The sequence below is a fragment of the Nocardioides aquaticus genome (genome assembly GCF_018459925.1).
In the GTDB taxonomy this organism is placed as follows: Bacteria; Actinomycetota; Actinomycetes; order Propionibacteriales; family Nocardioidaceae; genus Nocardioides; species Nocardioides aquaticus.
In genome coordinates this window covers 4277148-4300157 of record NZ_CP075371.1, presented here as the reverse complement: position 1 = coordinate 4300157, position 23010 = coordinate 4277148, and the positions used below count along the sequence as shown (strand labels likewise).

Here is a 23010-nt window from a genome sequence, read left to right as displayed (position 1 = left end):
GAGAGCGCGGTGCACCGGATGCTCCGCAGTGCGAGTCACCCAACACCGGACGGGGTATTTTGTCGAGAGGGTCCGGGAGGTCGGCGCGGACGACCTTGTCGGTGCTCGGGCCCGGTGCTACGTTGCCGCTCTCTCGGAGGGCGAGCGATGACCGATACACACGCGGACAGCCAGCAGTTCACCAGGGTCCTGGGGCGGTGGGACGTCCTGGCCGTGGCGTTCGGCTCGATGATCGGCTTCGGGTGGGTGGTCCTCGCCGGCGGGTTCCTCGAGGACGCGGGCACGGGCGGCGCGGCTCTCGCCTTCGTCCTCGGCGGCGTCATCATGGTGCTGGTCGGGCTGACCTACGCCGAGCTCGTCGCGGCGATGCCGAAGGCGGGCGGCGAGCACAACTACGTCCTGCGCGGGCTCGGCTCCCGCGCCGCCTTCGTCACCTCGTGGAGCCTGGTGCTCGGCTACGTCTCCGTGGTCGCGTTCGAGGCGGTCGCGCTGCCCCAGACCCTGCTCTACCTCGCACCGGACATGCTCGCGGGACGGCTATGGTCGGTCGCCGGGTACGAGGTCTACCTGTCCTGGGTGGCCGTCGGGATCGCGGGCGCGGTCGTGATCACGGCCCTGAACTACGTCGGCGTCCGGCCGGCCGCGGTCTTCCAGGGGCTCGCCGTGCTGTTCCTGCTCGCCGTCGGGGTGCTGCTGCTCGTCGGGTCCGCGGTCGGTGGCAGCGCGGACGACATGCGTCCGCTCTTCTCCGGCGGCGTCGGCGGCATCGTCGCGGTGCTGGTGGCGGTGCCGTTCCTGTTCGTCGGCTTCGACGTCATCCCGCAGTCCGCGGAGGAGATCGACCTGCCGTTCGCGATGATCGGCAAGCTGGTCGTCGTCTCGGTGGTCGCCGCGGCTGCCTTCTACGTCGTGGTGATGCTGACCGTCGGGTCGTCCCTCCCGCGCGGCGAGATCGCCGCCTCGACGCTGCCGGCCGCCGACGGCATGGCGGCGCTGTGGGGCAGCGACACCTTCGGCACGATCCTGGTCCTGGGCGGGGTCGCCGGCATCCTCACCAGCTGGAACGGGTTCCTGCTCGGCGCGAGCAGGCTGCTCTACGCGATGGCGGCCTCGGGGATGGTGCCGCACTGGTTCGCGAAGGTGCACCCGCGCTACCGCACGCCCAGCAACGCCCTGCTGTTCATCGGCGGCCTGTCGGTGCTGGCCCCGTTGTTCGGCGAGCAGATGCTGGTGTGGCTGGTGGACGCCGGCGGGTTCGCCATCGTGGTCGGCTTCTTCATGGTGTCCACGACCTTCGTCGTGCTCCGCCGGCGGGAACCGGGGATGGAACGCCCGTTCCGGCTGCGAGCCGGCCAGCCGCTCGGGGTGCTGGCCGCGCTGCTGTCGCTGGGCCTGGGAGTGCTGTTCCTGCCGGGCATGCCGGCCGCGCTGATCTGGCCGGCGGAGTGGGTCATCCTCGGCCTGTGGTGGGCGGCCGGCCTCGTGCTGATGCGGCGGCTGCCCCGGATCGGGCCCGGGGTCGGCGCCGAGGAGGAGCTCGTCGCTGCCGCACGGGCGGGTCGCTGAACCCCGGTGCGCCTCAGACGACCTTGCCCGGGTTCATCAGCCCCCGCGGGTCGAGCGCCCGCTTCACCGTCCGCATCAGCTCGCGCTCGACCGGGTCGCCGTAGACGTCGGCGAGGTCGCGCTTGGCCGAGCCGAGGCCGTGCTCGGCGGAGATGCTGCCGCCGAGCCTCGTCACCTCGTCGTAGATCGCGGCCGACAGCGCGTCCGCCCTGTCGCGCAGCACGGCGTCCGGGGCGCCCACCGGCTTCGACAGGTTGTGGTGCAGGTTGCCGTCGCCGACGTGGCCGTAGGTGATCCGGCGGACGCCCGGCAGCACCGCCTCCAGCGCCCGGTCGGTGGCCGCGACGAGCGCGGGCAGCGCGGCGATCGGGACCGTGACGTCGTGCTTGAGGCTGGGCCCGGCGTGGCCCTGGACCTCGGAGACGCCCTCGCGCAGGAGCCACAGCGCCGTACGCTGCGCCGGCCCGCCCGCGACCACGGCGTCGGCCACGAGCCCCCGCTCGTCGGCGGCGACCAGGACCTCCTCGAGCCGTGTCCCGAGGGTCTCGGTGACTGAACCGGCGAGCTCGACCAGGACGTACCAGGGGTGCGCCGCGGAGAACGGGTCGCGCGCGCCGGGGGCGTGGTCGAGCACCAGCCCGACCGCCTCGCGCGACACGACCTCGAAGGTGGTCAGGTCGCCGGCCGCGTGCTCCTGCGCGACCGCGAGCAGGGCGACCGCCGCAGCGACGTCGTGCACCGCGACCCACGCGGTCGCCCGCGCCGGGGTGGCCGGGAGGAGGCGGACGGTCGCCGCGGTGATCACGCCGAGCGTGCCCTCGGCGCCGACGAAGAGCTGCTTGAGGTCGTAGCCGGTGTTGTCCTTGCGCAGCGCGCGCAGCCCGTCCCACACCTGACCGTCCGGGAGCACGACCTCGAGCCCGAGGGTCAGGTCGCGCATCATCCCGTAGCGCAGCACGCCCGTGCCGCCGGCGTTCGTGGCCAGCACCCCGCCCACCGTGGCGGTGCCCTCGGAGCCGAGGGAGAGCGGGAAGAGCCGACCGACGCCGGCGGCCGCGTCCTGCAGTCCGCGCAGGGTCACCCCGGCCTCCACGGTCGCGCTGCCGCCGACCGGGTCGACGTCGCGCACCGCGCGCATCCGGCCCAGCCACAGCACCAGCTGGGACCCGGAGCCGTCGGGGACGCAGCCGCCGCAGAGACCCGTGTTGCCGCCCTGCGGCACGAGCGCGACGCCGGCCTCGTGGCACAGGCGTACGGCGGTCGCGACGTCGGCGGTCGAGCCCGGGCGCAGGACGGCCGGGGTGCTCCCGCGGTGGGCGCCGCGCCAGTCGACGACGTGGCCGGCGACGTCGTCGGGGGAGGCGGCGGCGGTGAGCACGCCGGCCGACCCGAGCGCGGTGGTGAGGGCGTCGAGCAGGCGGTCGGGGACGGTCACGTGGCCTCCAGGGGCGGGCGGGGCGGTCATCAGCCGAGCAGCAGCGCGATCAGCAGCGCCACCGGCAGGCAGCCGAGCGTGGTGACGAGCACGACCTCGCGGGCCAGGGTCTCGCCGACGCGGTAGCGGGTGGAGTGCAGGAAGATGTTCTGCGCGGTGGGCAGCCCGGCGACGATCACGACGCCGAGCAGGGCGCGGCCGTCGAGGCCGCAGGCGGAGCCGACCGCCCACGCCACGATCGGCATCACGCCGAGCTTCAGGACCGTGGCGAAGACGACCTCTCGCCGCTGCCCGGCCCGGCCGAGCGGGGGGCTGAGGCGGAGCGCGGCGCCGTACGACAGGAGCATCGCGGGGATGGCGAGGCCCGCCAGCAGCGCGACCGGCTGGCCGACGATCGTGGGCAAGGTCCATCCGGAGACCGCGAGGACCAGCCCGATCGCCGAGCCGATGGTCAGCGGGTTGCTGGCCAGCCGCTTCACGACGGAGGCGGCGTTGGTGCCGCGGCCGGCGCGGCGGTCGAGGAAGGCCAGGCTCAGCGGCTGCACCACCAGCACCTGCACCAGCAGGGTCGGCACGACGACCGCGGCGTCGCCCACGACGTAGGCGCCGACGGCGATGCCGAGGTTGCCGGCGTTGACGTAGGACGAGACCAGGGCGCCGATCAGCACGTCGCCGCCCTCGTTGCGCCAGACCAGCCGGGAGACGAGCGCGAAGACCAGGAAGCAGGTCGCGAGCGAGAGCGCCGAGGCGACCACGTTGGCGGTGGTGTCGCGGCCGATCTCGAGCCGGCTGATCGTGGTCAGCATCAGCGCCGGGGTGGCCACGAAGAACGACACCTCGGCCAGGGTGCGCTGCGCGCGCTCGTCGATCACGCCACGGTGGGCCAGGAAGGCGCCCGCGCCGATCACGGCGAGGATCGTGGTGAAGCCGGTCAGCAGGTCCACGTGTGGTCTTTCCCGAGAGTGGTGCGGTGATGCCCGGACGGCACTGGACGATGCCCGTCGGCGCTGCCTACGGTCCGGCCGTGACCCAGTCTCCCGCAGTCGTGACCGTCGGCCCGCTGATGCCCGACCTGGTGACAGCGCTCGAGGAGCGGTACGCCGCCTGCCCGCTCGAGGCGCTCGACCCGACCGGGGACGGGAGCGGCGCGGGGGTACGGGTCGCGGTGACCACCGGACGTACCGGCGTGCGCGCCGACACCCTCGACCGGCTGCCCGACCTCGGGGCGGTCGTGCACTTCGGGGTCGGCCACGACCGCACCGACCTGGAGGCGCTGGCCGCGCGCGGGGTGGTCGCCTCGACCACGCCGGACGTGCTCACCGACTGCGTCGCCGACACCGCGGTCGGCCTCGTCATCGACGTGATGCGGCGGCTGAGCGCGGCCGACCGGTTCGTCCGGCGCGGGGAGTGGGCGCGGCCGGGCGGCGGGTCGTACGCCTTCCCGCTGACCCGCAAGGTCAGCGGTGCGCGGGTCGGGATCCTCGGGCTCGGCCGGATCGGCAAGGCCGTCGCTGTGCGGCTGGAGGCGTTCGGGTGCGCGGTGTCCTACACCGGCAGCGGAGCGCAGTCGGGCGTCGACCTGCCGTACGTCGCGGACCTCGCCGAGCTGGCCCGGGAGGTCGACGTGCTGGTGCTGACCTGCGCGCTCACCGACCGCACCCGCGGCGCGGTCGACGCGACCGTCCTCGACGCGCTCGGCCCGGACGGGTTCCTGGTCAACGTGGCCCGCGGCGCCGTGGTCGACGAGGCCGCGATGGTCGCGGCGCTCGAGGGCGGACGGCTCGGCGGGGCGGGCCTCGACGTGTTCGCCGACGAGCCCCAGGTGCCCGCCGCGCTGCTGGAGCGCGACGACGTGGTGCTGCTGCCGCACCTGGCCAGCGGCACGGTCGAGACCCGGGCCGCGATGCGCGACCTGGTCCTGGCCAACGTGGCGTCGTTCCTCGACGACGGCACGCTGGTCACCCCGCTCGGCTGAGACGGACGACGTCACGAGTCGCGCAGCCGGACGTGCTCGCCGGTGATCGAGTCGACGTCGGGCGTGCCGAGCAGGCACATCGTGCGACGCATCTCGGCGACCAGCAGCGCCAGGGTCTTGTCGACGCCGCGCTGCCCGCCGACCATCAGCCCGTAGAGGTACGGCCGCCCGACCAGCACCGCGCGGGCGCCGAGGCCGAGGGCCGCGACGACGTCGCCGCCGTGGCGCACGCCGGAGTCGACGTAGACCTCGGCGGTGCCGCTGACCTTCGCGACGGCCTCGGCGACGGGGGCGACCAGCTCGAGCGGGGCGGGGGAGCGGTCGAGCTGGCGCCCGCCGTGGTTGGAGAGCACGACGGCGTCGGCGCCGGCCTCGACGCAGGCGACCGCGTCGCCGACCGACAGGATCCCCTTGACCACGACCGGCCCGCCCCACTGCTCCTTGATGCCCGCGACGTCGGCCGGGCGCAGGGTCTGCTCGCGCAGCTCGTTGGACATGCCCCACCGGCCGTACGGCGACCCCTCGGGGAAGGTCGCGAACCGCAGCGGCTCGGTGGTGAGGATGTTCGAGACCCAGCCGGGGTGGCGGGCCAGGCCGGCCAGCGTGCGCGCGGTGAGCGCCGGCGGGATGGCGAACCCGTTGCGCACGTCCTTGCGCTTGAGCCCGGTGACGGTGGTGTCCACGGTGATCATCAGCGCCTCGTAGCCGTGCTCGCGGGCCTGCGCGACGTGCTCGGCGGTGACCGCGCGGTCCTTCATCACGTAGAGCTGGAACCAGTTCCGCCCGCCGGGCGAGGCGTCGGCGACGTCCGCCGCGGAGGCGGTGGCGTAGGTGGAGAGCGTGTAGGGCAGCCCCGCCCCGGCCGCGGACGCGGCGACCGCGCGCTCGCCGGTGTGGTGGGACAGGCGGGTGTAACCGGTGGGTGCGAGCACGACCGGCGCCGCGGCCGGCCGGCCCAGGATCGTGGTGGCGGTGCTCGGCTCGGGCACCTGCCCGAAGGTCGTCGGTCGCAGCTCGACCCGGTCGTACGCCGCCCGGTTGCGCGCCAGGGACACCTCCGCCTCGGAGCCGCCCGCGACGTAGTCCCAGACCGCGGCCGGGACCCGTCGCCGGGCGCGCTCCTCGAGGTCGTCGATGCTCAGGCAGCGGGCGAGGCGGCGCTCGACGGGGTCGCGGTGGGCGTCGCGCAGCTGGAGGAACGGGCGCAGGTCGTCCCAGCGGGGGAGCTGGCGCGGCGGGGGCTGGATCGGCGCACTCACTGGCGCTCCTCGAAGTCGTAGGATAAGTTTGCACTCATCATACAAGTTGCTCCACTCCGAGGGGAACCGCCCGTGTCCGACACGATCCGCAGCCTGAAGCTCTCCCACGTCGTCCTGCCGCTGGAGACGCCCGTCAGCGACGCGAAGGTCCTCACCGGCCGGCAGAAGCCGCTCACCGAGACCGTCCTGCTCTTCGTGGAGGTCACCACCGAGGACGGCTTCGAGGGCATGGGGTTCAGCTACTCCAAGCGTGCCGGCGGCCCGGCGCAGTTCACGCACCTGCGCGAGGTCGCCGAGGTCGCGATCGGCCAGGACCCCTCCGACATCGACCGGATCTACCAGTCGCTGATGTGGGCCGGCGCGTCCGTCGGCCGCTCCGGCGTCGCGACCCAGGCCGTGGCCGCCCTCGACGTGGCGCTGTGGGACCTCAAAGCCCGCCGCGCCGGCCTGCCCCTGGCGAAGCTGATCGGGGCGTACCGGGACTCGTGCCAGGTCTACAACACCTCGGGCGGCTTCCTGCAGGCGTCGGTCGAGGAGATCAAGGAGAAGGCGACCGCCTCGCTCGAGATGGGCATCGGCGGCATCAAGATCAAGGTCGGGCAGCCCGACTGGCGCGAGGACCTGCGCCGCGTCGAGGCGGTCCGCGAGCACCTCGGCGACGGTCCGATGATGGTCGACGCCAACCAGCAGTGGGACCGCGCCCGCGCCCGCCGGATGTGCCGCGAGCTCGAGCAGCACGACCTGGTCTGGATCGAGGAGCCCCTCGACGCGTGGGACGCCGTCGGCCACGCCGACCTCAGCCGCGTCTTCGACACCCCGATCGCCACCGGCGAGATGCTGACGTCGGTGCCCGAGCACATGGCGCTGGTCGACGCCGGCTACCGCGGCATCGTGCAGCCCGACGCCCCCCGCATCGGCGGCATCACCCCCTTCCTGCGCTTCGCGACCCTCGCCGCGCACGCCGGCCTCGCGCTGGCCCCGCACTACGCGATGGAGATCCACCTCCACCTCGCCGCCGCCTACCCGACCGAGCCGTGGGTGGAGCACTTCGAGTGGCTCAACCCCCTCTTCGACGAGCGCATCGACATCCACGACGGCCGCATGTGGGTCCCCGAGCGCGCCGGCCTCGGCTTCACGCTCAGCGACCAGATGCGGGCGCTGACGAAGGACACGGTCACCATCGGCTGACGGTGGTCGAGGAGCGAGCGCCGGCGAGCGTCGAGACCCAGCGACCACGACGTGATGAGGTACCCCCGTGAAACCCACCGGCACCCTGACCCACCGCGTGGTGTCCGGCCTCAAGGACGCCATCCTGAACGGCGAGCTCGACCCCGGCTCCAAGCTCCCGTCCGAGGCCGCCCTCGTCGCCGAGTACGGCGTCTCCCGCACCGTCGTCCGCGAGGCGGTCTCACGCCTCCAGGCCGAGGGCCTCGTCGAGACCTTCCAGGGGCGCGGGTCGTTCGTGCTGACCGTCCCGGAGCCGTCGACCTTCTCCCTCGAGTCGTCCGCGATCCGCACCCACCACGACGTCCTGGCGATGGTCGACTTCCGGATCGGCGTGGAGAGCGAGGCCGCTGCTCTGGCCGCCGCCCGGGTCACACCTGAGTCGGCGAAGGCGGTGCAGGCCGCGCTGGCCCAGCTGACCGAGGCCGGCCACGAGGGAGCGGTCGAGGCCGACTTCGCCTTCCACCGCGCCGTCGCCGCCGCGACCGGCAACCGGTTCTACCTCGACCTGCTGGACTCGCTCGGCCCGATGATGATCATGCTGCCGAGGACCCGGCTCTCGGACGAGTACTCGCTCTCGGACGCCGTCCACGTCGAGCGGGTCCACCGCGAGCACGAGCAGGTGGCGGCCGCGGTCGCGGCGGGTGACGCCGAGACGGCGCGCGCGGCGATGCGGGTGCACCTGGGAAGTACGCGTCGTCGGTTGTCGGCGGGCGGCTGAGGAGTCCGACTAGGCTCGGGTGATCCGGTCTCGACCTCAGGAGGTCCCGTGGCTCGCGAATCGACAGGCAGGATGCCCGCTGGTGCCGACGACGTGGCCCGGGCGGCCGAGCCGAGCGACGAGCGCTACAACAAGCAGGGCAAGCTCCGCTCCGCCGTCTACGACGAGGAGATGGCGCGCCTGCAGGAGCAGCTCGTGCTGCTGCAGTACTGGATCCAGTCCCAGGGCCTGAAGGTCCTGGTGATCTTCGAGGGGCGCGGCTCGGCCGGCAAGGGCGGGGTGATCAAGCGGATCACCGAGCGCACCTCGCCGCGCACGGTGCGGGTGGTCGCGCTCCCCAAGCCGACCGAGCGGCAGCGGACGCAGTGGTACTTCCAGCGGTACGTGGAGCACCTCCCGGCCGCGGGCGAGATGGTGATGCTGGACCGCTCCTGGTACAACCGCTCGAACGTGGAGTGGGTGATGGACTACTGCTCCGAGGAGGAGCACCAGGAGTTCCTGCGCAGCTGCCCCGAGTTCGAGCGGATGCTGGTGCGCTCGGGGATCCACGTCATCAAGTACTGGTTCTCGGTGTCCTTCGAGGAGCAGCGCAAGCGCTTCGAGGCCCGGAACGCCGAGCCCCTCAAGCGCTGGAAGCTCTCGGACATGGACCTTGCCGAGCACGAGCTCTACGTGCGCTACTCGATGGCCAAGGACACCACCTTCCAGTTCACCGACATCAAGCAGGCGCCGTGGTTCGTGGTGCCCAGCGACGACAAGAAGGCGGCGCGGCTGAACTGCATCAACCACCTGCTCTCGCAGTTCGACTACGTGGACATGGCCCCCGACGTCGTCGAGATCCCGGAGATGCGCCAGGAGCCCTACGTGCGCCCGCCGATCCACGAGCAGACCTTCGTGCCGCACCTCTTCTAGACGCCTGGTCGCCCGTCGGCTCGGACGGTCGCGCCGCCGCCCTGAGCGGGTTCACCTGGGGGAGCTCGACGGCCCGCGTCGTCCTCCCGTGGGTACGCGCCTCGTCCAGCACCGACCGCAGCCGGGTCGCCGAGGCGCTGCTGGACCCGCGCCAGGCTGGCGCGGTGCAGGGCGGCTTGGCCGAGGAAGCCCATGGCGGCGAACCCGTCGGCAGCTCGGGCGAGGGCGCGCGCGGCGTCGCGGTAGCGCTGCTCGGCCCGGGCGATCCCACCGAGCATGGCCTCCGGCGTGCCTCAGCCCCCACGAGTCCTTGACCGGCCGAAGGAGTCGGACCGCCTCGCAGGCGTCCTGGGTCGCGGTGGCCGACTCACCTGCTGTGTGCAGGTGCGGCCGCATGCGTACCTTCGGACCACCGACAACCGAAGGAAGCGCCTCATGGGTCTCTTCAAGGTCAGCAGAACTCCGCAGGCACAAGCAGAACGGGACCTCAGGATCACGGGCCGGATAAGCCATCGGAGCCTCCGAGAGCTCCAGGACCAGCTGCACGCCGTCGGAGACCTCGGCCTCGATCTGGACGAGGCGCTGCGCAGCCCGAGCCAACGCCAGAAGGTCGACATCACCACGCTGATCAAGGCGTTGGCCGTCGCGACGGAAACTGCCGAGCTGGCGCTCGCGGAGGTCGTCGCACTCCGACAGGCTCTCGAGTGACCTGACGGGCAGTGATCGAGGGGGCCGTCGACCGCGACATGACGACGTTGCGGTGGAAGGGCGCTGGTGAATGCCGACCCGTGACTACGCCTGCTCGGCGCCCCATCGTCCCAGCGCCTCGATCGCCTCGCGCAGGGCCAGTCCGCGATCGGTCAGCGCGTAGGCCCGCGTGTTGTGCCGCAGCGGCAGTCGGCTCAGTACGCCTGCCGCTTCCAGCTCACGCAGTCGGGTGGCGAGTATGTTCGTCGGCACCCCGAGATCGCGCTGCAGATCGCCGTAGCGCTGCGGTCCGTCGAGCAGCCGCCCCACGATGAGCAAGGCCCATCGCGCTCCGAGGATGTCGAGGGCCGCGGCGAGGTCGCTCACGCGGTCGGATCGGTGTCCGGCTTCATCCAGAACGGCGAGTAGTGGTAGCCGTCGGGGTCATCGAACTGGCGCTGGTACATGAAGGGGTAGTCGTCGGTGTCACCGCTGCGCCCGCCGGCCCGCTCGGCCCGCTCGACGAGCCCGTCGACCGCCTCACGGCTGCCGAGATCGAACGAGACGGTGACCTTCGACGGTGTGTCGGGTCCGCCGACCAGCTCTTCGACGCCGCCCACGGCTGCGTACATCTCGCGGCTGCCGAGCATGACGTACTGCTCTGGAGCGATCGCGAAGCACGACACGTTGTGGTCGGACATCTCGGGGTCGAGGGTCCAGCCAAGGGCGGTGTAGAAGGCGGTCGCACGTTCGACGTTCTCGACGGGGCAGGTGATGAAGAGGCTCATGCGCGATACTTGCAAAATACAAGTGTGGCGTCAAGGAAGATCAACGGCCGCACGAACGGGCGTGGCAGGTCAGTACTGGACGTAGATGCTGAGCTCATCGCCGTTGATCTGGGAGCCGACCTCCACCGAGTGCGGGTCGAGCAGGAGCCACGGGTATCGCTTCGCGTCTGCGACGCCCATCTCCACCGCAAGGTCGTGGGGAGACTGGCCTGGGGCGGGTGTCAGCACGATCTGTCGCCAGCATCCGCCCGAAGCGCATTCCTTCGTGTCACTCGCAATCTGGGCGCCCGAGGTGATGACTGGAATCCGCGAGCGGGGTGGCACGCTGCCCTGACTAGCCATCAGGGCGAGGTAACCCGCCCAGACCGCGTACGCCAGCGCGAGTACTGCCAGGGTTCCGAGGACGCCTGAGGCCCAGTAGAGCCGACCCGGCCCGCGGGTGCCGGGCCTCATCGCCATACCCAGGAACCTACGTCGACAGCGCGTGTCCGCACATCGGCAGATCCGGATGTCTACCCGGCGCTGAGAGCCAGCGGTTCGCGTCAGTCGCCAGCCACCCGTGACAGGCGGTCGCCCACCGCGACCCCGCCCGGCTCCACCACCTCGGCGTAGACGCCGAAGCAGGCGCCGGGGCCGAGCACGGACTCCTGGCGGCCGCGGTAGCTCGAGATCATCCGCAGCGTCTGCAGGTCGACCACGCCCGAATCGGGATCCCGGGTCGTCGCCGCGCAGCGCTTGACCGGACCACGGACGCGCAGGACGGCGCCGCCGACCTGGAGCAGCTCCCCGCCCCAGGAGTCCTCGACGTGAGGGCCGCCGCCCTCGAACTCGACCAGCATCCGGAACCGCCGCGAGTCGACCTCCGCCAGCTCCGCCCGGGCGGCCAGCTCGGCCACCGACGCGGTTCCGAGCAGCGTCACCGGCTCGACGTCGAACGCCGACCCGCGGGCTCGTACGAGCTGGACCTGTCGACCGGCGGCGTCGGAGAAGAGAGCGCCCCAGGTCGGGTCCGCGACGACGTCACCCGCCAGCCTGCGCAGTCCCCACATGTCGGTGTCGACGCTGTCGCCTTCCTCGACGAGACCGCGGTGGAGCACCTCGTCCCCACGCCTCACCTCGAGGTGCCCGGTCTCCGCGTCGTACGTCGCGCTCAGGCCGTACAGGCCGGGGTTGCGCGTACAGCTCTGCAGGCCGCCCTCGTCATCGACCAGGAAGAAGAGCCGGTCGCCGGCGGCGCCCTGCGTCGTCAGCTCGATCGAGTCGGGGTGGTGGAGCATCAGGCCCTTGACCGGCGTGGTCGAGAGGCGGGTGACGGTGTACTCGGGCGGCACGTGCCCAGCCTCCCACGACGCCACGTCGCACCGAGTGGGGCGAAACCCCTACCTGCACCCCGATCTGCTCCTACGCTCTGCGCATGGGCGCAGCGACTGCTCGGACACTGGTCGCTCGGCCGCGCCCGGCCGGATCCCTGGCGGAGCTGCCGCCGGCGTACTGGTCGCAGATGCGCCGGGTCTGCTCGCCCGGCCGCCCGCACGTGCTGATCGACCACGTGCTCGTCGGCCCGAGCGGCATCTACCTCATCCGCTACCTGCCTGCGGAGCCCGACGAAGCCTGCCTGGACGCCGCGGCCCTCGCGGACTACGCCGCCGTCGTCGCCGGTCTGGCGCTGCCTCGCTACCGCGACCGGTGCCGGCCGGTCCTCTGCTTGCGCGGAGGTGCCGAGCGGGCCGACGAGGTGGACGGCGTGCTGGTCGCCTCGGTGGGCGCGCTCGAGCACGTCGTACGTTTCGCGACGCCGGTGCTGTCGTCCTCGGAGGCCCGCCAGGCGTACACCGCACTGCGCGCGGACCTGGTCGACGTCCCGCCCGAGGTCGACACCTCGCGCCGCCGGCTGCGGGCCGTGGTCCGGATGGCGGCGGCGTCCGCCGCGGTGGCCGCCGTCTCCGTCGGCGCGCTGCTGCTCGGCCCGGACGCGATGGAGCTGCTCGCCGGCCGCGGCTGAGCGCGTGCACGAACCGAGGGGCCGCGGGCGCCCGTCACGTCCTGGTCCGGGTCAGAGGTCGCGCACGGTGAGCACGTTGTCGCCGTGGGCGGTACCCCGCTCCACCTCGCCCGTCTCGCGGAAGCCCAGCTTGGCCAGCACCCGGCGCGACGCGGTGTTCCAGTCCCACACGTGGGCCCACAGGCGCCGGTGCCCTTGCTCGTCCGCCCAGGCGAGCACGGCCCGGCCTGCCTCGGTCGCGTACCCGTGGCCGTGGGCGGCGCGCAGCAGCTCGTACGCCAGCTCCGGCTCGTCGTCGGGACCGTCGTCGCCGGCGAGGAGACCGCAGTAGCCGATGACCTCGCCGGTGGACTTCAGCTCGACCGCGAGGATCCCCGGTTCGCCACCGAGGCGCGCGGCGACGTCCGCCACGCTCGGACGGCCCTCGGCGTCGATGCGACGGTGCGGTGGCACGCGGGGGTCGCGCTCGGTCCAGAGCCGCCGGTAGACGGCGGCCTCCTCTGCACGGCGGGGGCGCAGGACGAGGCGGTCGGTCTCCATGACGTCCAGGATGGGGGCTAGCGGGACGCCGACGCGCGAGGAAGCGCCAGGACCTCGACCGGCCGGCCGGCGCGGCTACGACGCAGGCCGGGCGTCAGGGCGAGGGTGACCGCGACCGAGGCCACCGCCATGAGCGACATCGCGACCCCGGCTGCGTGGGCGTCGGCACCGAGCAGGGTCGCGACGAGGCCGGCCGCGAGGGCGCCGATCCCCTGCATCGCCATCATGCCGAGCCCGTTCAGGCCCAGGACGTGTCCCCGGATGTCGGCGCCGGTACGGGTGATCAGGCGCTCCTGCAGCGGGAGGCTCGCGCAGTAGCCGACGGACGCGAGGGCGGCGAGGAGGCAGGCCGTCACGACACCCGGCTGCAGGAAGAACAGCAGCCAGGGGACGGCGAGCAGGAGCCGCGCGGGCTCGACCAGCCGGTCCCGCCAGCCCGGTGGCACGAAGCGACCCATCGCGACGTCGCCCGCGAGCATCCCGACGGCGGTCGCGGCGAAGAGGAACCCGGCCCGCTCGCCGGCGTACGGCACGATCAGCGCCTCGCAGCCGACCACCAGCCCGTTCGGCACCCACAGGGCGAGGTAGACCGGGCGCAGCGTCGAGGACCCGAGGACCAGCCGGTTGACCGCCCTGCTCCGGGGCACCGCGCGACCCGTGCTCCGGGGCGGGTGGTCCGCCAGGCCCAGGCGCACCAGCACCACGACGGCCAGGGCGGTCGCGGCGGCACCGAGGAACATCTCCGAGGTGCTGAACACGAGGACGAGCGCCCCGCCCAGGCCGTACCCGGCGACCTGCATGACGCCGACCGCGACGTTGATGGTCGCCCGGCCGAAGACGAAGGCCCCGTCCGGGAGGATGTCGGCCACCAGCGCCATGGTGCTGCCGCCGAAGGCCGAGAGCAGGACCCACGGCACCAGCAGCAGGACGAACCGCGCCACGAGCGGGAGAGCCGGGATCGCCTGCGCGGCGAACGAGGCCGCCTCGATCGCGGCGACCAGTGCGATCGACGTACGCGGGCGCCACAGGTCGCTCAGCGACAGCAGGAACCACGAGCACACCAGCCGTACGAGCGGACCGCCGAACATCACGAACGCGGTCACCAGCGGCGAACCGGTCTCGGCGTAGGCGAGCGTGCCCAGGGCGAGGCTCCCGACCGACGCTGCGCCGACCATCAACGACGTGGCCCCGAACAGCACGCGGAACTCCGCGACGCCGAACAGCTCCCGGTAGGTCCGCACGGGCCGAGCGTGGACCAGCCGCAGGTGGTGACGCTAACGTTTCGTCGGGAGGCGAAACATGGGGACCTGGAACGTGCCGGCGGACGTCCTGGCCGCAAGCGGTTTCGGCATCTCCCCGAAGGCCGAGGTCGTCGCCGCCCTGGGGGCGCTGCTCGCCCCGCGTTCACCGGAGCAGCGGGCGTTCAGCAGCGCCCACCGGGCGGGGTTCGAGCAGTGGCTGACCGTCCACCCCACCGCGCGCGACCTGTTGGGCGCCAGCTTCCGTCAGTCCGGGCCCGGGGTGGCCGGCTGGATCGCCGACTACCTGGCCGATCCCGCAGACGTCGCGGACCCCACCTTCGAGCACGAGGTCGCCCTGGTCGCCGAGCTGACCGACGACGACGTCCGCGCCGACCTGCTCGAGACCACCGGAGCCCCGCTCACGCAGCGCCTGCTCGAGCCAGGTGTCCGCGACGTCGCCACCGAGGTGCTCCGGTGGCTGTGGACCCACACCGTCGAGACCGACTGGCCCCGGCGCGAGCGGGTCCTGCGCGCCGACGTCGTCGCCCGTACCGCCCAGCTCGCCTGGCACGGCTGGGCCGCCGTCCTCCGCGACCTCGGTCGGGACCGGGAGTGGGACGGTGACGGGCACCTCCGGATCAACCGCTACGACCTGCCGGCCCGCACGCTGCCCCCGAGCGCCCGGCTGATGTTCGTGCCGACCCACGACGACGGAAGCTGGGTCGGCTGGCGGGGCGAGCGCTACGCCGTCTACTACCCGGTCGCCGGCCGGCTCGCCTCCGTCGACGCCGCCCACGCCGAGGGGCTCAGCGCCCTGATCGGCGTCAACCGGGCCATGGTCCTGGCCCTGCTCGACGTGCCGCGGAGCACCTCCCAGGTCGGCGCCGTCAGCGGCCTCGCCCTCGGGTCGGTCGGCAGCCACCTGCGGATCCTGCTGGCGTCCGGTGCCGTCACCCGACGGCGATCCGGACGGGAGGTCCTCTACTGGCGGACGGCGCTCGGGGACGCGCTCGTCGCGTCGGGGTCCGCGCGGTGACCTCCGGCCCTCGACGGTCTGCGGCCCGGCTCGCCGGGCCGACCCGACCGCGGCGCCGCCGCTAGCGCTCCTTCGACCGCTCCGCCCACGCCGGCAGCAGCAGCGTCGCCGACGCCACCGCGACCAGCACCACCGCGAACACCCAGTACGACACGTCGCTGGTGCCCCGCGCGAACCCGGCGACCACCATCACGCCGCCCGCGACGTACAGGACGACGGCGGAGGCGAGGCTGCCGGCGATCCGGATCCGGCGGGGCAACGACGACACGGGACTCAGCGGCTGGTGAGCGAGGACGCCTTCTTGCTCGCGTTCTTCGCGGCCCGCTTGGTGGCCTTGCGCGACGACTTCACGCCGGACCTCGCGGCGCCGGTGACGCCTTGGGCGACCAGGGTCATCCCGGCGCCGACCAGCCACACGTCCTTGGCGACGCCGATGCCGTCGGGGCTGGGGCGGATGCCGTCGTCCAGGGTCATCGACGGGGTCTTCAGGTACATCCCGAGCAGGCTCGCGCCGAACCCGGTCAGCGCGGCGCCGGCGACGGTCGAGCTGACCTTGGGCAGGAGCAGCGCGCCGCCCACGGCGATCTCGCTGTAGGCCAGCACCTGCGCGAAGGTCTTCGGCTTCATGTCCTTGAACACCGAGGGGTACGTGCCGGCGGCTGCGCCGTGCAGGAACTGTGCGGTGCCCTCGTCGGCGCCGAGCTTGCTGATGCCCGAGTTGAGGATGTAGGCGCCGGTGGCGACGCGGATCGGGATGTGGGTGGGGTTCATGCGGACTCCAGAGTCAGGAAGCAGGGAACCCCGACCATAGGCCGACGGCCCGGCCGTCGTTCCAACCCCTAGAGGTGCGACGACCGGCCCGTACGGGCGCCGCGCCGGCCGTGCGGCGCGACGCCGACCGGCTCAGAACTCCGACATCTTGTCCCAGCCGTCGCGGTCGACGTCGATGTACATGATGTCGGGGCGCTCGGCGATGTACTGCTTGGCGTCGCCGTCCACCCCGTTCTGGAAGTGGTCGGAGGCCACGTGCGCCTCGCCGGCCGCCTTGTCGTCGAAGGCCTCGATCGTGAGGATCGTGTCGGGGTCGTCGACGCTGCGGTAGTGCTCGTAGAACTTGTTGCCGGGCTCGGCGCGGGTCGCGTCGGTGTACGCCTGGCTGGCGGCGAGGTAGGCGTCCGCGGTGCCGGGCTTGAGCTTCTTCTTCACGGTGATGTAGATCAAGGCTTCTCCTCGGTCGGGGATGGGTCGGTCCGGGTTGGCACTCTCGCACGACCGGCCCGCCTGCCGGTCGGGTGAGAACCGGCCGCCCGCGCGCACGGTTGACTCGTCGCATGCGCATCTTCTTCACCGGCGGCAGCGGCAAGGCCGGCAAGCACGTCGCCCCCTACCTCGCCAGCCAGGGCCACCAGGTCACCAACGCCGACCTCACCCCGCTCGGCCACCCCGACGTCAACGACCTGAAGGTCGACCTCACCGACGCCGGGCAGACGTACTCCGCGATGGCCCAGATGGCCTCGATGGACGAGCTCGACCTGCCGTCGGTCCCCTCCTACGACGCGGTGGTCCACTTCGCGGCCATCCCGCGGATCCTGCTGACCCCGGACGCGACGACGTACGCGATCAACATCCTGTCGACGTACCACGTCCTCGAGGCGGCCACCCGGCTCGGGATCCCGAAGGTCATCTTCGCCTCGTCCGAGACGACGTACGGGATCTGCTTCGCCCAGGGTGAGCGCAAGCCGCTCTACGTGCCGGTCGACGAGGAGCACCCGGTCGTCCCGGAGGACTCGTACGCAATGTCGAAGGTCGCCAGCGAGGTGACCGCGCGCTCGTTCCACGCCCGCACCGGCAGCGACCTCTACGGCCTGCGCATCAACAACGTCATCGAGCCGCACGAGTACGAGGAGTACTTCCCCGACTACCTCGAGGACCCCTCGCTGCGCCGCCGCAACGTCTTCGCCTACATCGACACCCGCGACCTCGGCCAGATGGTGCAGCGCTGCCTGACCACCGACGGGCTGGGCTTCGAGGTCTTCAACGTCGCGAACGCCGACATGTCGGTGGCCGCGACGACCGACGAGATCCGTGAGCAGTTCTACGAGGGTGTCGAGCTGCGCCGCGAGATGGGCCGCGACGAGACGTTCTACTCGATCGACAAGGCGCGCCAGATGCTCGGCTTCGACCCGCAGCACTCGTGGCGGGACGTGCTGGCCGACCCGCGGGCCTGACGCCGCGGTGACGTGGGGGCTACGAGTCCCAGCTGGGGAGTCGTGGGTCAACGGACGCGCCGGGGCGCGTCGACCGACCCACGACTGCCCGTCCGGGGTCAGTCCAGGCAGAACTCGTTGCCCTCGACGTCCTGCATCACCTGGCACGACTCGTTGACTCCGTCGGCGCGCATCAGCCGGACCCGCCGGGCGCCGAGCTGCTCGAGGCGGTCGGCCTCGGCCTCGAGCGCCGAGACCCGGTCGTCCCCGGTGAGGCCGACCCCGACCCGTACGTCGAGGTGCAGCCGGTTCTTGCCCGCCTTCGCCTCGGGCACCCGCTGGAAGAACAGCCGCGGCCCGACGCCGGTCGGGTCCTGGCAGGCCCACGCCGACCCCTGCCGCTCCTCGGGCAGCGTCGCGTCGAACGCCTCCCAGGTCTCGAAGCCGGGCGGGGTCGGCGGGTCGACGTAGCCCAGCACCTCCTTCCAGAACGCGGCGACCGCGCGGGGGCTCGCACAGTCGAAGGTCACCTGCACCTGCTTCACCTCGGCCATGGGTCCACGGTGGCCCAGCAGCCCACCGGTCGTCCAGGCCCGACGGTCGTCAGGCCCACGGCCCTCCCGGGTGAGCGGTGCGGCCGCGGCGGGTGGCAGCGTGGGTGGGAGCCAGAGACACCGACGAGAGGGGCACGCATGAGCAGCCAGGACTCCGAGAACACCGGACGACTCGACGACGCCACCGAGGAGCAGGAGGAGTCGTCGACCACCGACGGTCCCGCCGCCGAGGGCGAGTACGACCCGGCGCAGGGCTCGCCCGCCGGCGCGCACCCGGTCGGGGAGGCGTACCCCGACGAGGCGCCCAAGGCGGAGTAGTCCGCGAGGGTCGTGTGCCTGGGAACGGTCGACACCGCGTCCTCGGGCACACGACCCTGCGTCGGCCTCCGTGCCCGGTCGGGGTGACCCTCACCAGCCGTGCCCCTGATAGGCATCAGCAGAGCCGCCTGCACGCGTGGCGCGGCGTACCCCGACCCGACAGGAACTCTCATGACCCTGCTCGACCCCGCCACCTGGACCGGCAAGATCCACCTCGACGGCTGGACCGCCGGCTCCGGCGGCGTGCAGGACGTGGTCGAGCCCGCCACCGGAGACGTCCTCGGGCAGGTCGGCGTGGCCGGTCCCGACGACGTGACCCGGGCCGCGACGCGGGCCGCGGCGGCGCAGGAGGAGTGGGCGGCGCGGCCGCCGGAGGAGCGGGCCGCCGTGCTGCGCCGCGCCGGTGAGCTGTGGGAGACCCACGCCGAGGAGGTCCAGGGGTGGATCGTGCGCGAGGCGGGATCCGTACCCACGAAGGCCGGGCTCGAGACCCACATCGCGGCAGCGGAGTGCTTCGAGGCCGCCGCGCTGCCGACGCACCCGCAGGGCGAGGTGCTGGCCTCCAACGCGCCGCACTGGTCCTTCGCGCGCCGTCGCCCGGTCGGCGTCGTCACCGTGATCGCGCCGTTCAACTTCCCGCTGATCCTCTCGATCCGCTCCGTCGCCCCGGCCCTCGCGCTCGGCAACGCCGTGCTGCTGAAGCCCGACCCGCGCACCGCGGTCTGCGGCGGCGTCGCGCTGGTGCGGGTCTTCGAGGAGGCCGGACTGCCGGCGGGCCTGCTGCAGCTGCTCCCGGGCGGTACGGACGTCGGGGTCGCCGTCGTCGAGGCCCCCGAGGTCTCGGTCATCTCCTTCACCGGCTCCACCGCCGCCGGCCGCAAGGTCGGCGAGGCCGCCGCCCGCCACCTCAAGCGCGCCCACCTCGAGCTCGGCGGCAACAACGCGCTCGTCGTCCTGCCCGGCGCCGACCTCGCGCTGGCGGCCTCGGCCGGGGCGTTCGGCTCGTTCCTGCACCAGGGCCAGATCTGCATGACGACCGGCCGCCACTTCGTGCACGAGTCGCTCTACGACGACTACGTCGCCGCGCTGGCCGGCAAGGCGGAGAACCTGCCCGTGGGCGACCCGTCGACCGACCAGGTCGCGCTCGGCCCGATCATCGACGGCAAGCAGCTCGACAACATCGACGCGATCGTCACCGAGTCGCAGTCGCAGGGCGCGCGCCTGGCCGCCGGCGGCCGGCGCGAGGGGCCGTACTACTACCCGACCGTGCTCGCCGACCTCACGCCCGACAACCGCGCCTTCGCCGACGAGATCTTCGGCCCCGTCGCGCCGGTCATGTCGTTCTCCACCGACGACGAGGTGGTGGGGCTGGTCAACGCCAACGAGTACGGCCTGTCGGTCGGCATCCTCGGCGACGTCGGGCGGGCGATGAAGATCGCCGACCGGGTGCGCTCGGGCAAGGTGCACATCAACGAGCAGACCGTCTCCGACGAGGCCAACGCGCCGTTCGGCGGCGTGGGCGCCTCCGGCACCGGCTCGCGGTTCGGTGGGGCGGCGGCCAACATCGAGGCGTTCACCGAGACGCAGTGGCTGACCGTGCGGCCGGACATCGCGCCGTACCCGTTCTGAGCGGGCCCGCGCTCGCGGGACGTCATGCGCAACCTGCTGCGGCTGAGCGTGGCGGTGTATGACGTCCCGAGCGTGCGCCGGCTCTGACCCCGGTCCCGCCCGCGTTCAGGCGCGCGCCGTCGACGCCCGCACGTGCGCCCGCTCGCCCTGCCGCCCGATCAGGCTGAGGAACTCGACCGGCCCGGCGCTGGTCGCCCCGAACCAGTGGGGGGTCTGGCAGTCGAACTCCGCAGCCTCTCCGGGCTTGAGCAGCAGGTCGTGCTCGCCGAGCACGAGGCGGAGCGTGCCGTCGAGGACGTAGACCCAGTCCCAGCCGTCGTGGGTGCGCTGCTCCGGGACGGCCGTGTCGTCGCCGCGCGGGACCACGAACTTGTACGCCTGGATCCCGCCGGCCCGCTTGGTCAGCGGCAGCATCACCCAGCCCATGTCGTTCCTGATCGGCCGCAGGTTGACCCGCGGGTTGCCGGTGGCGGGGGCGTCGACCAGCTCGTCCAGCGTGACTCCGTGGACCCGCGCGAGCGGCAGCAGCTGCTCGAGCGTGGGCCGCCGGAGGCCGGCCTCCAGCCGAGACAGCGTGCTCACCGAGATCCCCGTCTGGGACGCGAGGTCGGCGAGCGTGATGTCGCGCCGGGTGCGCAGCTGCTTGAGGCGGGCGCCGACGGCGTCGAGGGCGCGGTCGGTGTCGCTGGCGGCGAGGGGGGTGGTCATGGGGCGAGCGTACTCGTGGTTTTCCGTTTGGCAACATTGCTTGCCGATCCGCTCGGTGGCGACGCACGCTGGCGGCACACACCGAGCAGCGAGGAGGTGGCCGGGATGACCGACCACGACGAGAACACCAACGACACCCTGGACGTCGTCGTCATCGGCGGCGGCGCGGCCGGGCTCAGCGGGGCACTGACCCTGGTGCGCCAGCGCCGCAGCACCGTCGTCGTCGACGCGGGGGCGCCCCGCAACGCCCCGGCCGCGGGCGTGCACGGGCTGCTCGCGCTCGACGGCACCCCGCCGGCCGAGCTGGTCGCGCGGGGCCGCGCCGAGGTCGAGGGGTACGGGGGCCGCGTGGTCGACGACCGGGTCGTCTCGGTCGCCCACGTCGAGGCGGGCTTCGAGGTGACCCTCGCCGAGGGGGCGCCGCTGGTGGCGCGGCGGCTGCTCGTCGCGACCGGCCTGGTCGACGACCTGCCCGACGTCCCGGGCGTGGCCGAGCGGTGGGGCCGGGACGTCATCCACTGCCCGTTCTGTCACGGCTGGGAGTCGCGCGACCGTCGGATCGGCGTGCTGGCGGCCAGCCCGATGTCGGTGCACCAGGCCCTGATGATGCGCCAGCTCAGCGACGACGTGCGCTTCTTCGCCCACGGCGTCGAGCTGTCCGAGGACGACCGCGCCACGCTCGACGCGCTGGGCGTGCCGGTGTTCGACGGGGCCGTCGAACGGCTCGAGATCGAGGACGACGCGATCCGCGGCGTACGCCTCGCCCACGGCGCCGTCGTCGAGGTCGACGTGGTGGCGGTCGGGACCCGGCTGCACGCCCGCGCCGACTTCCTGGCCGGGATCGGCCTCGAGCCGGTCGATCACATGATGGGCACGATGCTCCCCGCCGACGCGGCCGGACGCACCCCCGTGCCCGGGGTCTGGGTGGCCGGCAACGCCACCGACCTGATGGCGCAGGTGAGCGGGGCGGCGGCGGACGCCGCCCGGGTCGCGGCACAGATCCACGGGGACCTGCTGATGACCGACCTGCAGGCCACGCTCGCCGCGCGGGGCGGGAAGGTGTCGGCATGAGCGACCGCGAGCACACGTTCGACCGCGACTACTGGGACGAGCACTACGCCGGGCCGGGCGTCGAGTCGCACCGCCGCGAGCCCAACCCGTACGTCGTCCGCGAGACCGCCGCCCTGACCCCCGGCACCGCCCTCGACGCCGGCTGCGGGGAGGGCGTCGAGGCGCTGTGGCTGGCCGAGCAGGGGTGGGACGTCACCGCCGCCGACATTGCCTCCGAGGTGCTGCGGAGGGCGCGCGGTCGTACGGCTCACGACGCCGCGGGGCGGGTCCGCTGGGTCGAGGCAGACCTGTCGACGTGGCAGCCCGCGGTGCGGCTCGACCTGGTGACCACCTTCTACGCGCACCCGACCATCCCGCAGCTCGACTTCTACGACCGCCTCGCCGGCTGGGTCGCGCCCGGCGGGACGCTGCTGATCGTCGGGCACGGCCACGGGCACGGGCACGGGCACGGCCACGGGCACGGCCACGGCCACGGGCACGGGCACGGTCCGCCGCCGGAGGCGACGGTGACCGCGGCGTCCGTCGCAGCACGCCTCGACCCCGAGCAGTGGGACGTCGTGACGGCCGAGGACACCTCCCGGGTCCACGTCTTCGACGGCGGGGAGAAGGTGCTCGACGACGTCGTCGTGCGCGCGACCCGGCGTACGTCCCCGGCCTAGTCTGGGGGAGTGGACCAGGACGCACGGGGTCGGTGGGGCTGGCGGAGGATCGGCCTGGTCGCCGCCGCACCCGCGGTGCTGGCGGGTGGCCTCGCGTTCTCGCTGCTCGGCCAGCCCGGGCCGGAGGACGTCGTCGAGGCGTACGCCGACACGATCCGCGAGGGCGACTGCGAGGGGTTCGCGGGCGGCTACCGCACCGACGACCCCCGCGAGCTGGCCGGCAAGCTCGACCTCTGTCGCCGTGGTGACGCCGGCCTGGAGCTCGTCGACTTCCGGGTGACGCAGGTCGACGAGTCGCCCTCCGGCCTGGCCGTCCCCGAGGGCGCGACCGAGGTCGCGCGGGTGGGCTACGAGGCGGAGGCGGCCGCGGCCGGCGCCACGGCACGCTACGACGGCGCGTTCCTCGTCGCGCGCTTCGACGGCGAGTGGAAGATCGTGGACGACGACGCATGAGCGCGTCGAGTCGAGGGGTCTCGAG

Annotated in this window: 27 protein-coding genes; 14 read left to right on the top strand and 13 right to left on the bottom strand. The window is 73.0% G+C overall.

From position 1 onward, the window contains the following. Positions 1-147 precede the first annotated feature (147 nt). Positions 148-1566 (top strand): APC family permease, encoded by a 1419-nt coding sequence (locus ENKNEFLB_RS20905; RefSeq protein WP_214057110.1) that lies wholly within the window; start codon positions 148-150, stop codon positions 1564-1566. A 13-nt stretch (positions 1567-1579) separates the two neighbouring features. On the opposite strand, the gene ENKNEFLB_RS20900 is transcribed toward ENKNEFLB_RS20905, so the two are convergent. Together ENKNEFLB_RS20900 and ENKNEFLB_RS20895 are read right to left on the bottom strand one after the other, a co-directional pair. After that, positions 1580-3001, bottom strand: a complete 1422-nt coding sequence (locus tag ENKNEFLB_RS20900) for an FAD-binding oxidoreductase (RefSeq protein ID WP_214057109.1) — start codon at positions 2999-3001, stop codon at positions 1580-1582. A gap of 29 nt (positions 3002-3030) precedes the next feature. Then, entirely contained in the window at positions 3031-3945 is a 915-nt protein-coding gene (locus ENKNEFLB_RS20895; RefSeq protein ID WP_214057108.1) for an AEC family transporter, read from the bottom strand. 80 nt (positions 3946-4025) lie between these two features. Here ENKNEFLB_RS20895 and ENKNEFLB_RS20890 point away from each other — a divergent pair, with 80 nt between their 5' ends. Further along, positions 4026-4976 carry a 2-hydroxyacid dehydrogenase gene (locus ENKNEFLB_RS20890; protein ID WP_246535709.1) on the top strand — a complete coding sequence of 317 codons (951 nt, stop codon included), beginning with the start codon at positions 4026-4028 and terminating at the stop codon, positions 4974-4976. Between the two features lie 11 nt (positions 4977-4987). On the opposite strand, the gene ENKNEFLB_RS20885 is transcribed toward ENKNEFLB_RS20890, so the two are convergent. Next, positions 4988-6235, bottom strand: coding sequence for an alpha-hydroxy acid oxidase (locus tag ENKNEFLB_RS20885; RefSeq protein WP_214057107.1), 1248 nt, complete (start codon positions 6233-6235; stop codon positions 4988-4990). A 72-nt stretch (positions 6236-6307) separates the two neighbouring features. Between ENKNEFLB_RS20885 and ENKNEFLB_RS20880 the strand changes: the two genes are divergently transcribed. The 4 genes from ENKNEFLB_RS20880 to ENKNEFLB_RS20865 all read left to right on the top strand — a co-directional run bounded on the left by ENKNEFLB_RS20880 (position 6308) and on the right by ENKNEFLB_RS20865 (position 9800). Next, positions 6308-7423, top strand: coding sequence for an L-talarate/galactarate dehydratase (locus tag ENKNEFLB_RS20880; protein WP_214057106.1), 1116 nt, complete (start codon positions 6308-6310; stop codon positions 7421-7423). Positions 7424-7490: 67 nt separating this feature from the next. Continuing rightward, positions 7491-8180, top strand: a complete 690-nt coding sequence (locus ENKNEFLB_RS20875) for a FadR/GntR family transcriptional regulator (RefSeq protein WP_214057105.1) — start codon at positions 7491-7493, stop codon at positions 8178-8180. Between the two features lie 72 nt (positions 8181-8252). After that, positions 8253-9092: a polyphosphate kinase 2 gene (gene ppk2, locus ENKNEFLB_RS20870; protein ID WP_214057104.1), complete on the top strand. Its 840-nt coding sequence runs from the start codon at positions 8253-8255 to the stop codon at positions 9090-9092. Positions 9093-9527: 435 nt separating this feature from the next. Then, positions 9528-9800 carry a hypothetical protein gene (locus ENKNEFLB_RS20865; RefSeq protein WP_214057103.1) on the top strand — a complete coding sequence of 91 codons (273 nt, stop codon included), beginning with the start codon at positions 9528-9530 and terminating at the stop codon, positions 9798-9800. Positions 9801-9884: 84 nt separating this feature from the next. Here ENKNEFLB_RS20865 and ENKNEFLB_RS20860 read toward each other — a convergent pair whose 3' ends face one another. From ENKNEFLB_RS20860 to ENKNEFLB_RS20850, 3 genes are all read right to left on the bottom strand, one after another. Continuing rightward, positions 9885-10166: a winged helix-turn-helix transcriptional regulator gene (locus ENKNEFLB_RS20860; RefSeq protein WP_214057102.1), complete on the bottom strand. Its 282-nt coding sequence runs from the start codon at positions 10164-10166 to the stop codon at positions 9885-9887. Continuing rightward, on the bottom strand, positions 10163-10567 hold the full coding sequence (locus ENKNEFLB_RS20855) for a VOC family protein (RefSeq protein ID WP_214057101.1): 405 nt from the start codon (positions 10565-10567) through the stop codon (positions 10163-10165). The genes ENKNEFLB_RS20860 and ENKNEFLB_RS20855 overlap by 4 nt, the downstream gene beginning before the upstream one ends. 542 nt (positions 10568-11109) lie before the next feature. Then, a complete protein-coding gene (locus tag ENKNEFLB_RS20850; RefSeq protein WP_214057100.1) occupies positions 11110-11898 on the bottom strand; it encodes an MOSC domain-containing protein in 789 nt (262 codons plus the stop codon). Positions 11899-11981: 83 nt separating this feature from the next. On the opposite strand from ENKNEFLB_RS20850, the gene ENKNEFLB_RS20845 reads away from it, so the two are divergent. Next, on the top strand, positions 11982-12569 hold the full coding sequence (locus ENKNEFLB_RS20845) for a hypothetical protein (protein WP_214057099.1): 588 nt from the start codon (positions 11982-11984) through the stop codon (positions 12567-12569). Positions 12570-12620: 51 nt separating this feature from the next. Here ENKNEFLB_RS20845 and ENKNEFLB_RS20840 read toward each other — a convergent pair whose 3' ends face one another. Both ENKNEFLB_RS20840 and ENKNEFLB_RS20835 read right to left on the bottom strand, forming a co-directional pair. Beyond that, positions 12621-13109, bottom strand: a complete 489-nt coding sequence (locus ENKNEFLB_RS20840; protein WP_214057098.1) for a GNAT family N-acetyltransferase — start codon at positions 13107-13109, stop codon at positions 12621-12623. A gap of 17 nt (positions 13110-13126) precedes the next feature. After that, positions 13127-14350, bottom strand: a complete 1224-nt coding sequence (locus ENKNEFLB_RS20835; protein WP_214057097.1) for an MFS transporter — start codon at positions 14348-14350, stop codon at positions 13127-13129. A 58-nt stretch (positions 14351-14408) separates the two neighbouring features. Here ENKNEFLB_RS20835 and ENKNEFLB_RS20830 point away from each other — a divergent pair, with 58 nt between their 5' ends. Further along, positions 14409-15386, top strand: a complete 978-nt coding sequence (locus tag ENKNEFLB_RS20830; protein WP_214057096.1) for an ArsR/SmtB family transcription factor — start codon at positions 14409-14411, stop codon at positions 15384-15386. Positions 15387-15447: 61 nt separating this feature from the next. Here the strand turns inward: ENKNEFLB_RS20830 and ENKNEFLB_RS20825 are convergent, their stop codons facing one another. The 3 genes from ENKNEFLB_RS20825 to ENKNEFLB_RS20815 all read right to left on the bottom strand — a co-directional run bounded on the left by ENKNEFLB_RS20825 (position 15448) and on the right by ENKNEFLB_RS20815 (position 16607). Then, positions 15448-15654, bottom strand: a complete 207-nt coding sequence (locus tag ENKNEFLB_RS20825) for a hypothetical protein (protein WP_214057095.1) — start codon at positions 15652-15654, stop codon at positions 15448-15450. Positions 15655-15659: 5 nt separating this feature from the next. After that, positions 15660-16157, bottom strand: a complete 498-nt coding sequence (locus ENKNEFLB_RS20820) for a hypothetical protein (protein WP_214057094.1) — start codon at positions 16155-16157, stop codon at positions 15660-15662. A gap of 132 nt (positions 16158-16289) precedes the next feature. Then, positions 16290-16607: a putative quinol monooxygenase gene (locus ENKNEFLB_RS20815; RefSeq protein WP_214057093.1), complete on the bottom strand. Its 318-nt coding sequence runs from the start codon at positions 16605-16607 to the stop codon at positions 16290-16292. A gap of 110 nt (positions 16608-16717) precedes the next feature. Between ENKNEFLB_RS20815 and ENKNEFLB_RS20810 the strand changes: the two genes are divergently transcribed. Next, positions 16718-17614 carry an NAD-dependent epimerase/dehydratase family protein gene (locus ENKNEFLB_RS20810; RefSeq protein WP_214057092.1) on the top strand — a complete coding sequence of 299 codons (897 nt, stop codon included), beginning with the start codon at positions 16718-16720 and terminating at the stop codon, positions 17612-17614. Between the two features lie 98 nt (positions 17615-17712). Here the strand turns inward: ENKNEFLB_RS20810 and ENKNEFLB_RS20805 are convergent, their stop codons facing one another. Beyond that, positions 17713-18147: a VOC family protein gene (locus ENKNEFLB_RS20805; RefSeq protein WP_214057091.1), complete on the bottom strand. Its 435-nt coding sequence runs from the start codon at positions 18145-18147 to the stop codon at positions 17713-17715. A 138-nt stretch (positions 18148-18285) separates the two neighbouring features. On the opposite strand from ENKNEFLB_RS20805, the gene ENKNEFLB_RS20800 reads away from it, so the two are divergent. Both ENKNEFLB_RS20800 and ENKNEFLB_RS20795 read left to right on the top strand, forming a co-directional pair. Then, a complete protein-coding gene (locus tag ENKNEFLB_RS20800) occupies positions 18286-18465 on the top strand; it encodes a hypothetical protein (protein WP_214057090.1) in 180 nt (59 codons plus the stop codon). A 171-nt stretch (positions 18466-18636) separates the two neighbouring features. Continuing rightward, on the top strand, positions 18637-20094 hold the full coding sequence (locus ENKNEFLB_RS20795) for a benzaldehyde dehydrogenase (RefSeq protein ID WP_214057089.1): 1458 nt from the start codon (positions 18637-18639) through the stop codon (positions 20092-20094). 105 nt (positions 20095-20199) lie between these two features. On the opposite strand, the gene ENKNEFLB_RS20790 is transcribed toward ENKNEFLB_RS20795, so the two are convergent. Continuing rightward, positions 20200-20802 (bottom strand): helix-turn-helix domain-containing protein, encoded by a 603-nt coding sequence (locus ENKNEFLB_RS20790; protein WP_214057088.1) that lies wholly within the window; start codon positions 20800-20802, stop codon positions 20200-20202. A gap of 105 nt (positions 20803-20907) precedes the next feature. Between ENKNEFLB_RS20790 and ENKNEFLB_RS20785 the strand changes: the two genes are divergently transcribed. The 3 genes from ENKNEFLB_RS20785 to ENKNEFLB_RS20775 are packed head-to-tail and all read left to right on the top strand — an operon-like array spanning position 20908 to position 22985. Then, positions 20908-21873, top strand: coding sequence for an NAD(P)/FAD-dependent oxidoreductase (locus tag ENKNEFLB_RS20785; protein ID WP_214057087.1), 966 nt, complete (start codon positions 20908-20910; stop codon positions 21871-21873). Further along, positions 21870-22532, top strand: a complete 663-nt coding sequence (locus ENKNEFLB_RS20780; protein WP_214057086.1) for a class I SAM-dependent methyltransferase — start codon at positions 21870-21872, stop codon at positions 22530-22532. The genes ENKNEFLB_RS20785 and ENKNEFLB_RS20780 overlap by 4 nt, the downstream gene beginning before the upstream one ends. 9 nt (positions 22533-22541) lie before the next feature. Further along, entirely contained in the window at positions 22542-22985 is a 444-nt protein-coding gene (locus ENKNEFLB_RS20775; RefSeq protein ID WP_214057085.1) for a hypothetical protein, read from the top strand. The last annotated feature ends 25 nt before the right edge of the window (positions 22986-23010 follow it).

Excerpts from the sequence above, each read along its gene's own strand:
- ENKNEFLB_RS20905 (WP_214057110.1), top strand. The coding sequence starts at position 148 with ATGACCGATACACACGCGGACAGCCAGCAGTTCACCAGGGTCCTGGGG.
- ppk2 (WP_214057104.1), top strand. The coding sequence starts at position 8,253 with ATGCCCGCTGGTGCCGACGACGTGGCCCGGGCGGCCGAGCCGAGCGAC.
- ENKNEFLB_RS20865 (WP_214057103.1), top strand. The coding sequence starts at position 9,528 with ATGGGTCTCTTCAAGGTCAGCAGAACTCCGCAGGCACAAGCAGAACGG.
- ENKNEFLB_RS20855 (WP_214057101.1), bottom strand. The coding sequence starts at position 10,567 with ATGAGCCTCTTCATCACCTGCCCCGTCGAGAACGTCGAACGTGCGACC.
- ENKNEFLB_RS20845 (WP_214057099.1), top strand. The coding sequence starts at position 11,982 with ATGGGCGCAGCGACTGCTCGGACACTGGTCGCTCGGCCGCGCCCGGCC.
- ENKNEFLB_RS20840 (WP_214057098.1), bottom strand. The coding sequence starts at position 13,109 with ATGGAGACCGACCGCCTCGTCCTGCGCCCCCGCCGTGCAGAGGAGGCC.
- ENKNEFLB_RS20830 (WP_214057096.1), top strand. The coding sequence starts at position 14,409 with ATGGGGACCTGGAACGTGCCGGCGGACGTCCTGGCCGCAAGCGGTTTC.
- ENKNEFLB_RS20820 (WP_214057094.1), bottom strand. The coding sequence starts at position 16,157 with ATGAACCCCACCCACATCCCGATCCGCGTCGCCACCGGCGCCTACATC.
- ENKNEFLB_RS20810 (WP_214057092.1), top strand. The coding sequence starts at position 16,718 with ATGCGCATCTTCTTCACCGGCGGCAGCGGCAAGGCCGGCAAGCACGTC.
- ENKNEFLB_RS20805 (WP_214057091.1), bottom strand. The coding sequence starts at position 18,147 with ATGGCCGAGGTGAAGCAGGTGCAGGTGACCTTCGACTGTGCGAGCCCC.
- ENKNEFLB_RS20800 (WP_214057090.1), top strand. The coding sequence starts at position 18,286 with ATGAGCAGCCAGGACTCCGAGAACACCGGACGACTCGACGACGCCACC.
- ENKNEFLB_RS20795 (WP_214057089.1), top strand. The coding sequence starts at position 18,637 with ATGACCCTGCTCGACCCCGCCACCTGGACCGGCAAGATCCACCTCGAC.
- ENKNEFLB_RS20790 (WP_214057088.1), bottom strand. The coding sequence starts at position 20,802 with ATGACCACCCCCCTCGCCGCCAGCGACACCGACCGCGCCCTCGACGCC.
- ENKNEFLB_RS20785 (WP_214057087.1), top strand. The coding sequence starts at position 20,908 with ATGACCGACCACGACGAGAACACCAACGACACCCTGGACGTCGTCGTC.
- ENKNEFLB_RS20780 (WP_214057086.1), top strand. The coding sequence starts at position 21,870 with ATGAGCGACCGCGAGCACACGTTCGACCGCGACTACTGGGACGAGCAC.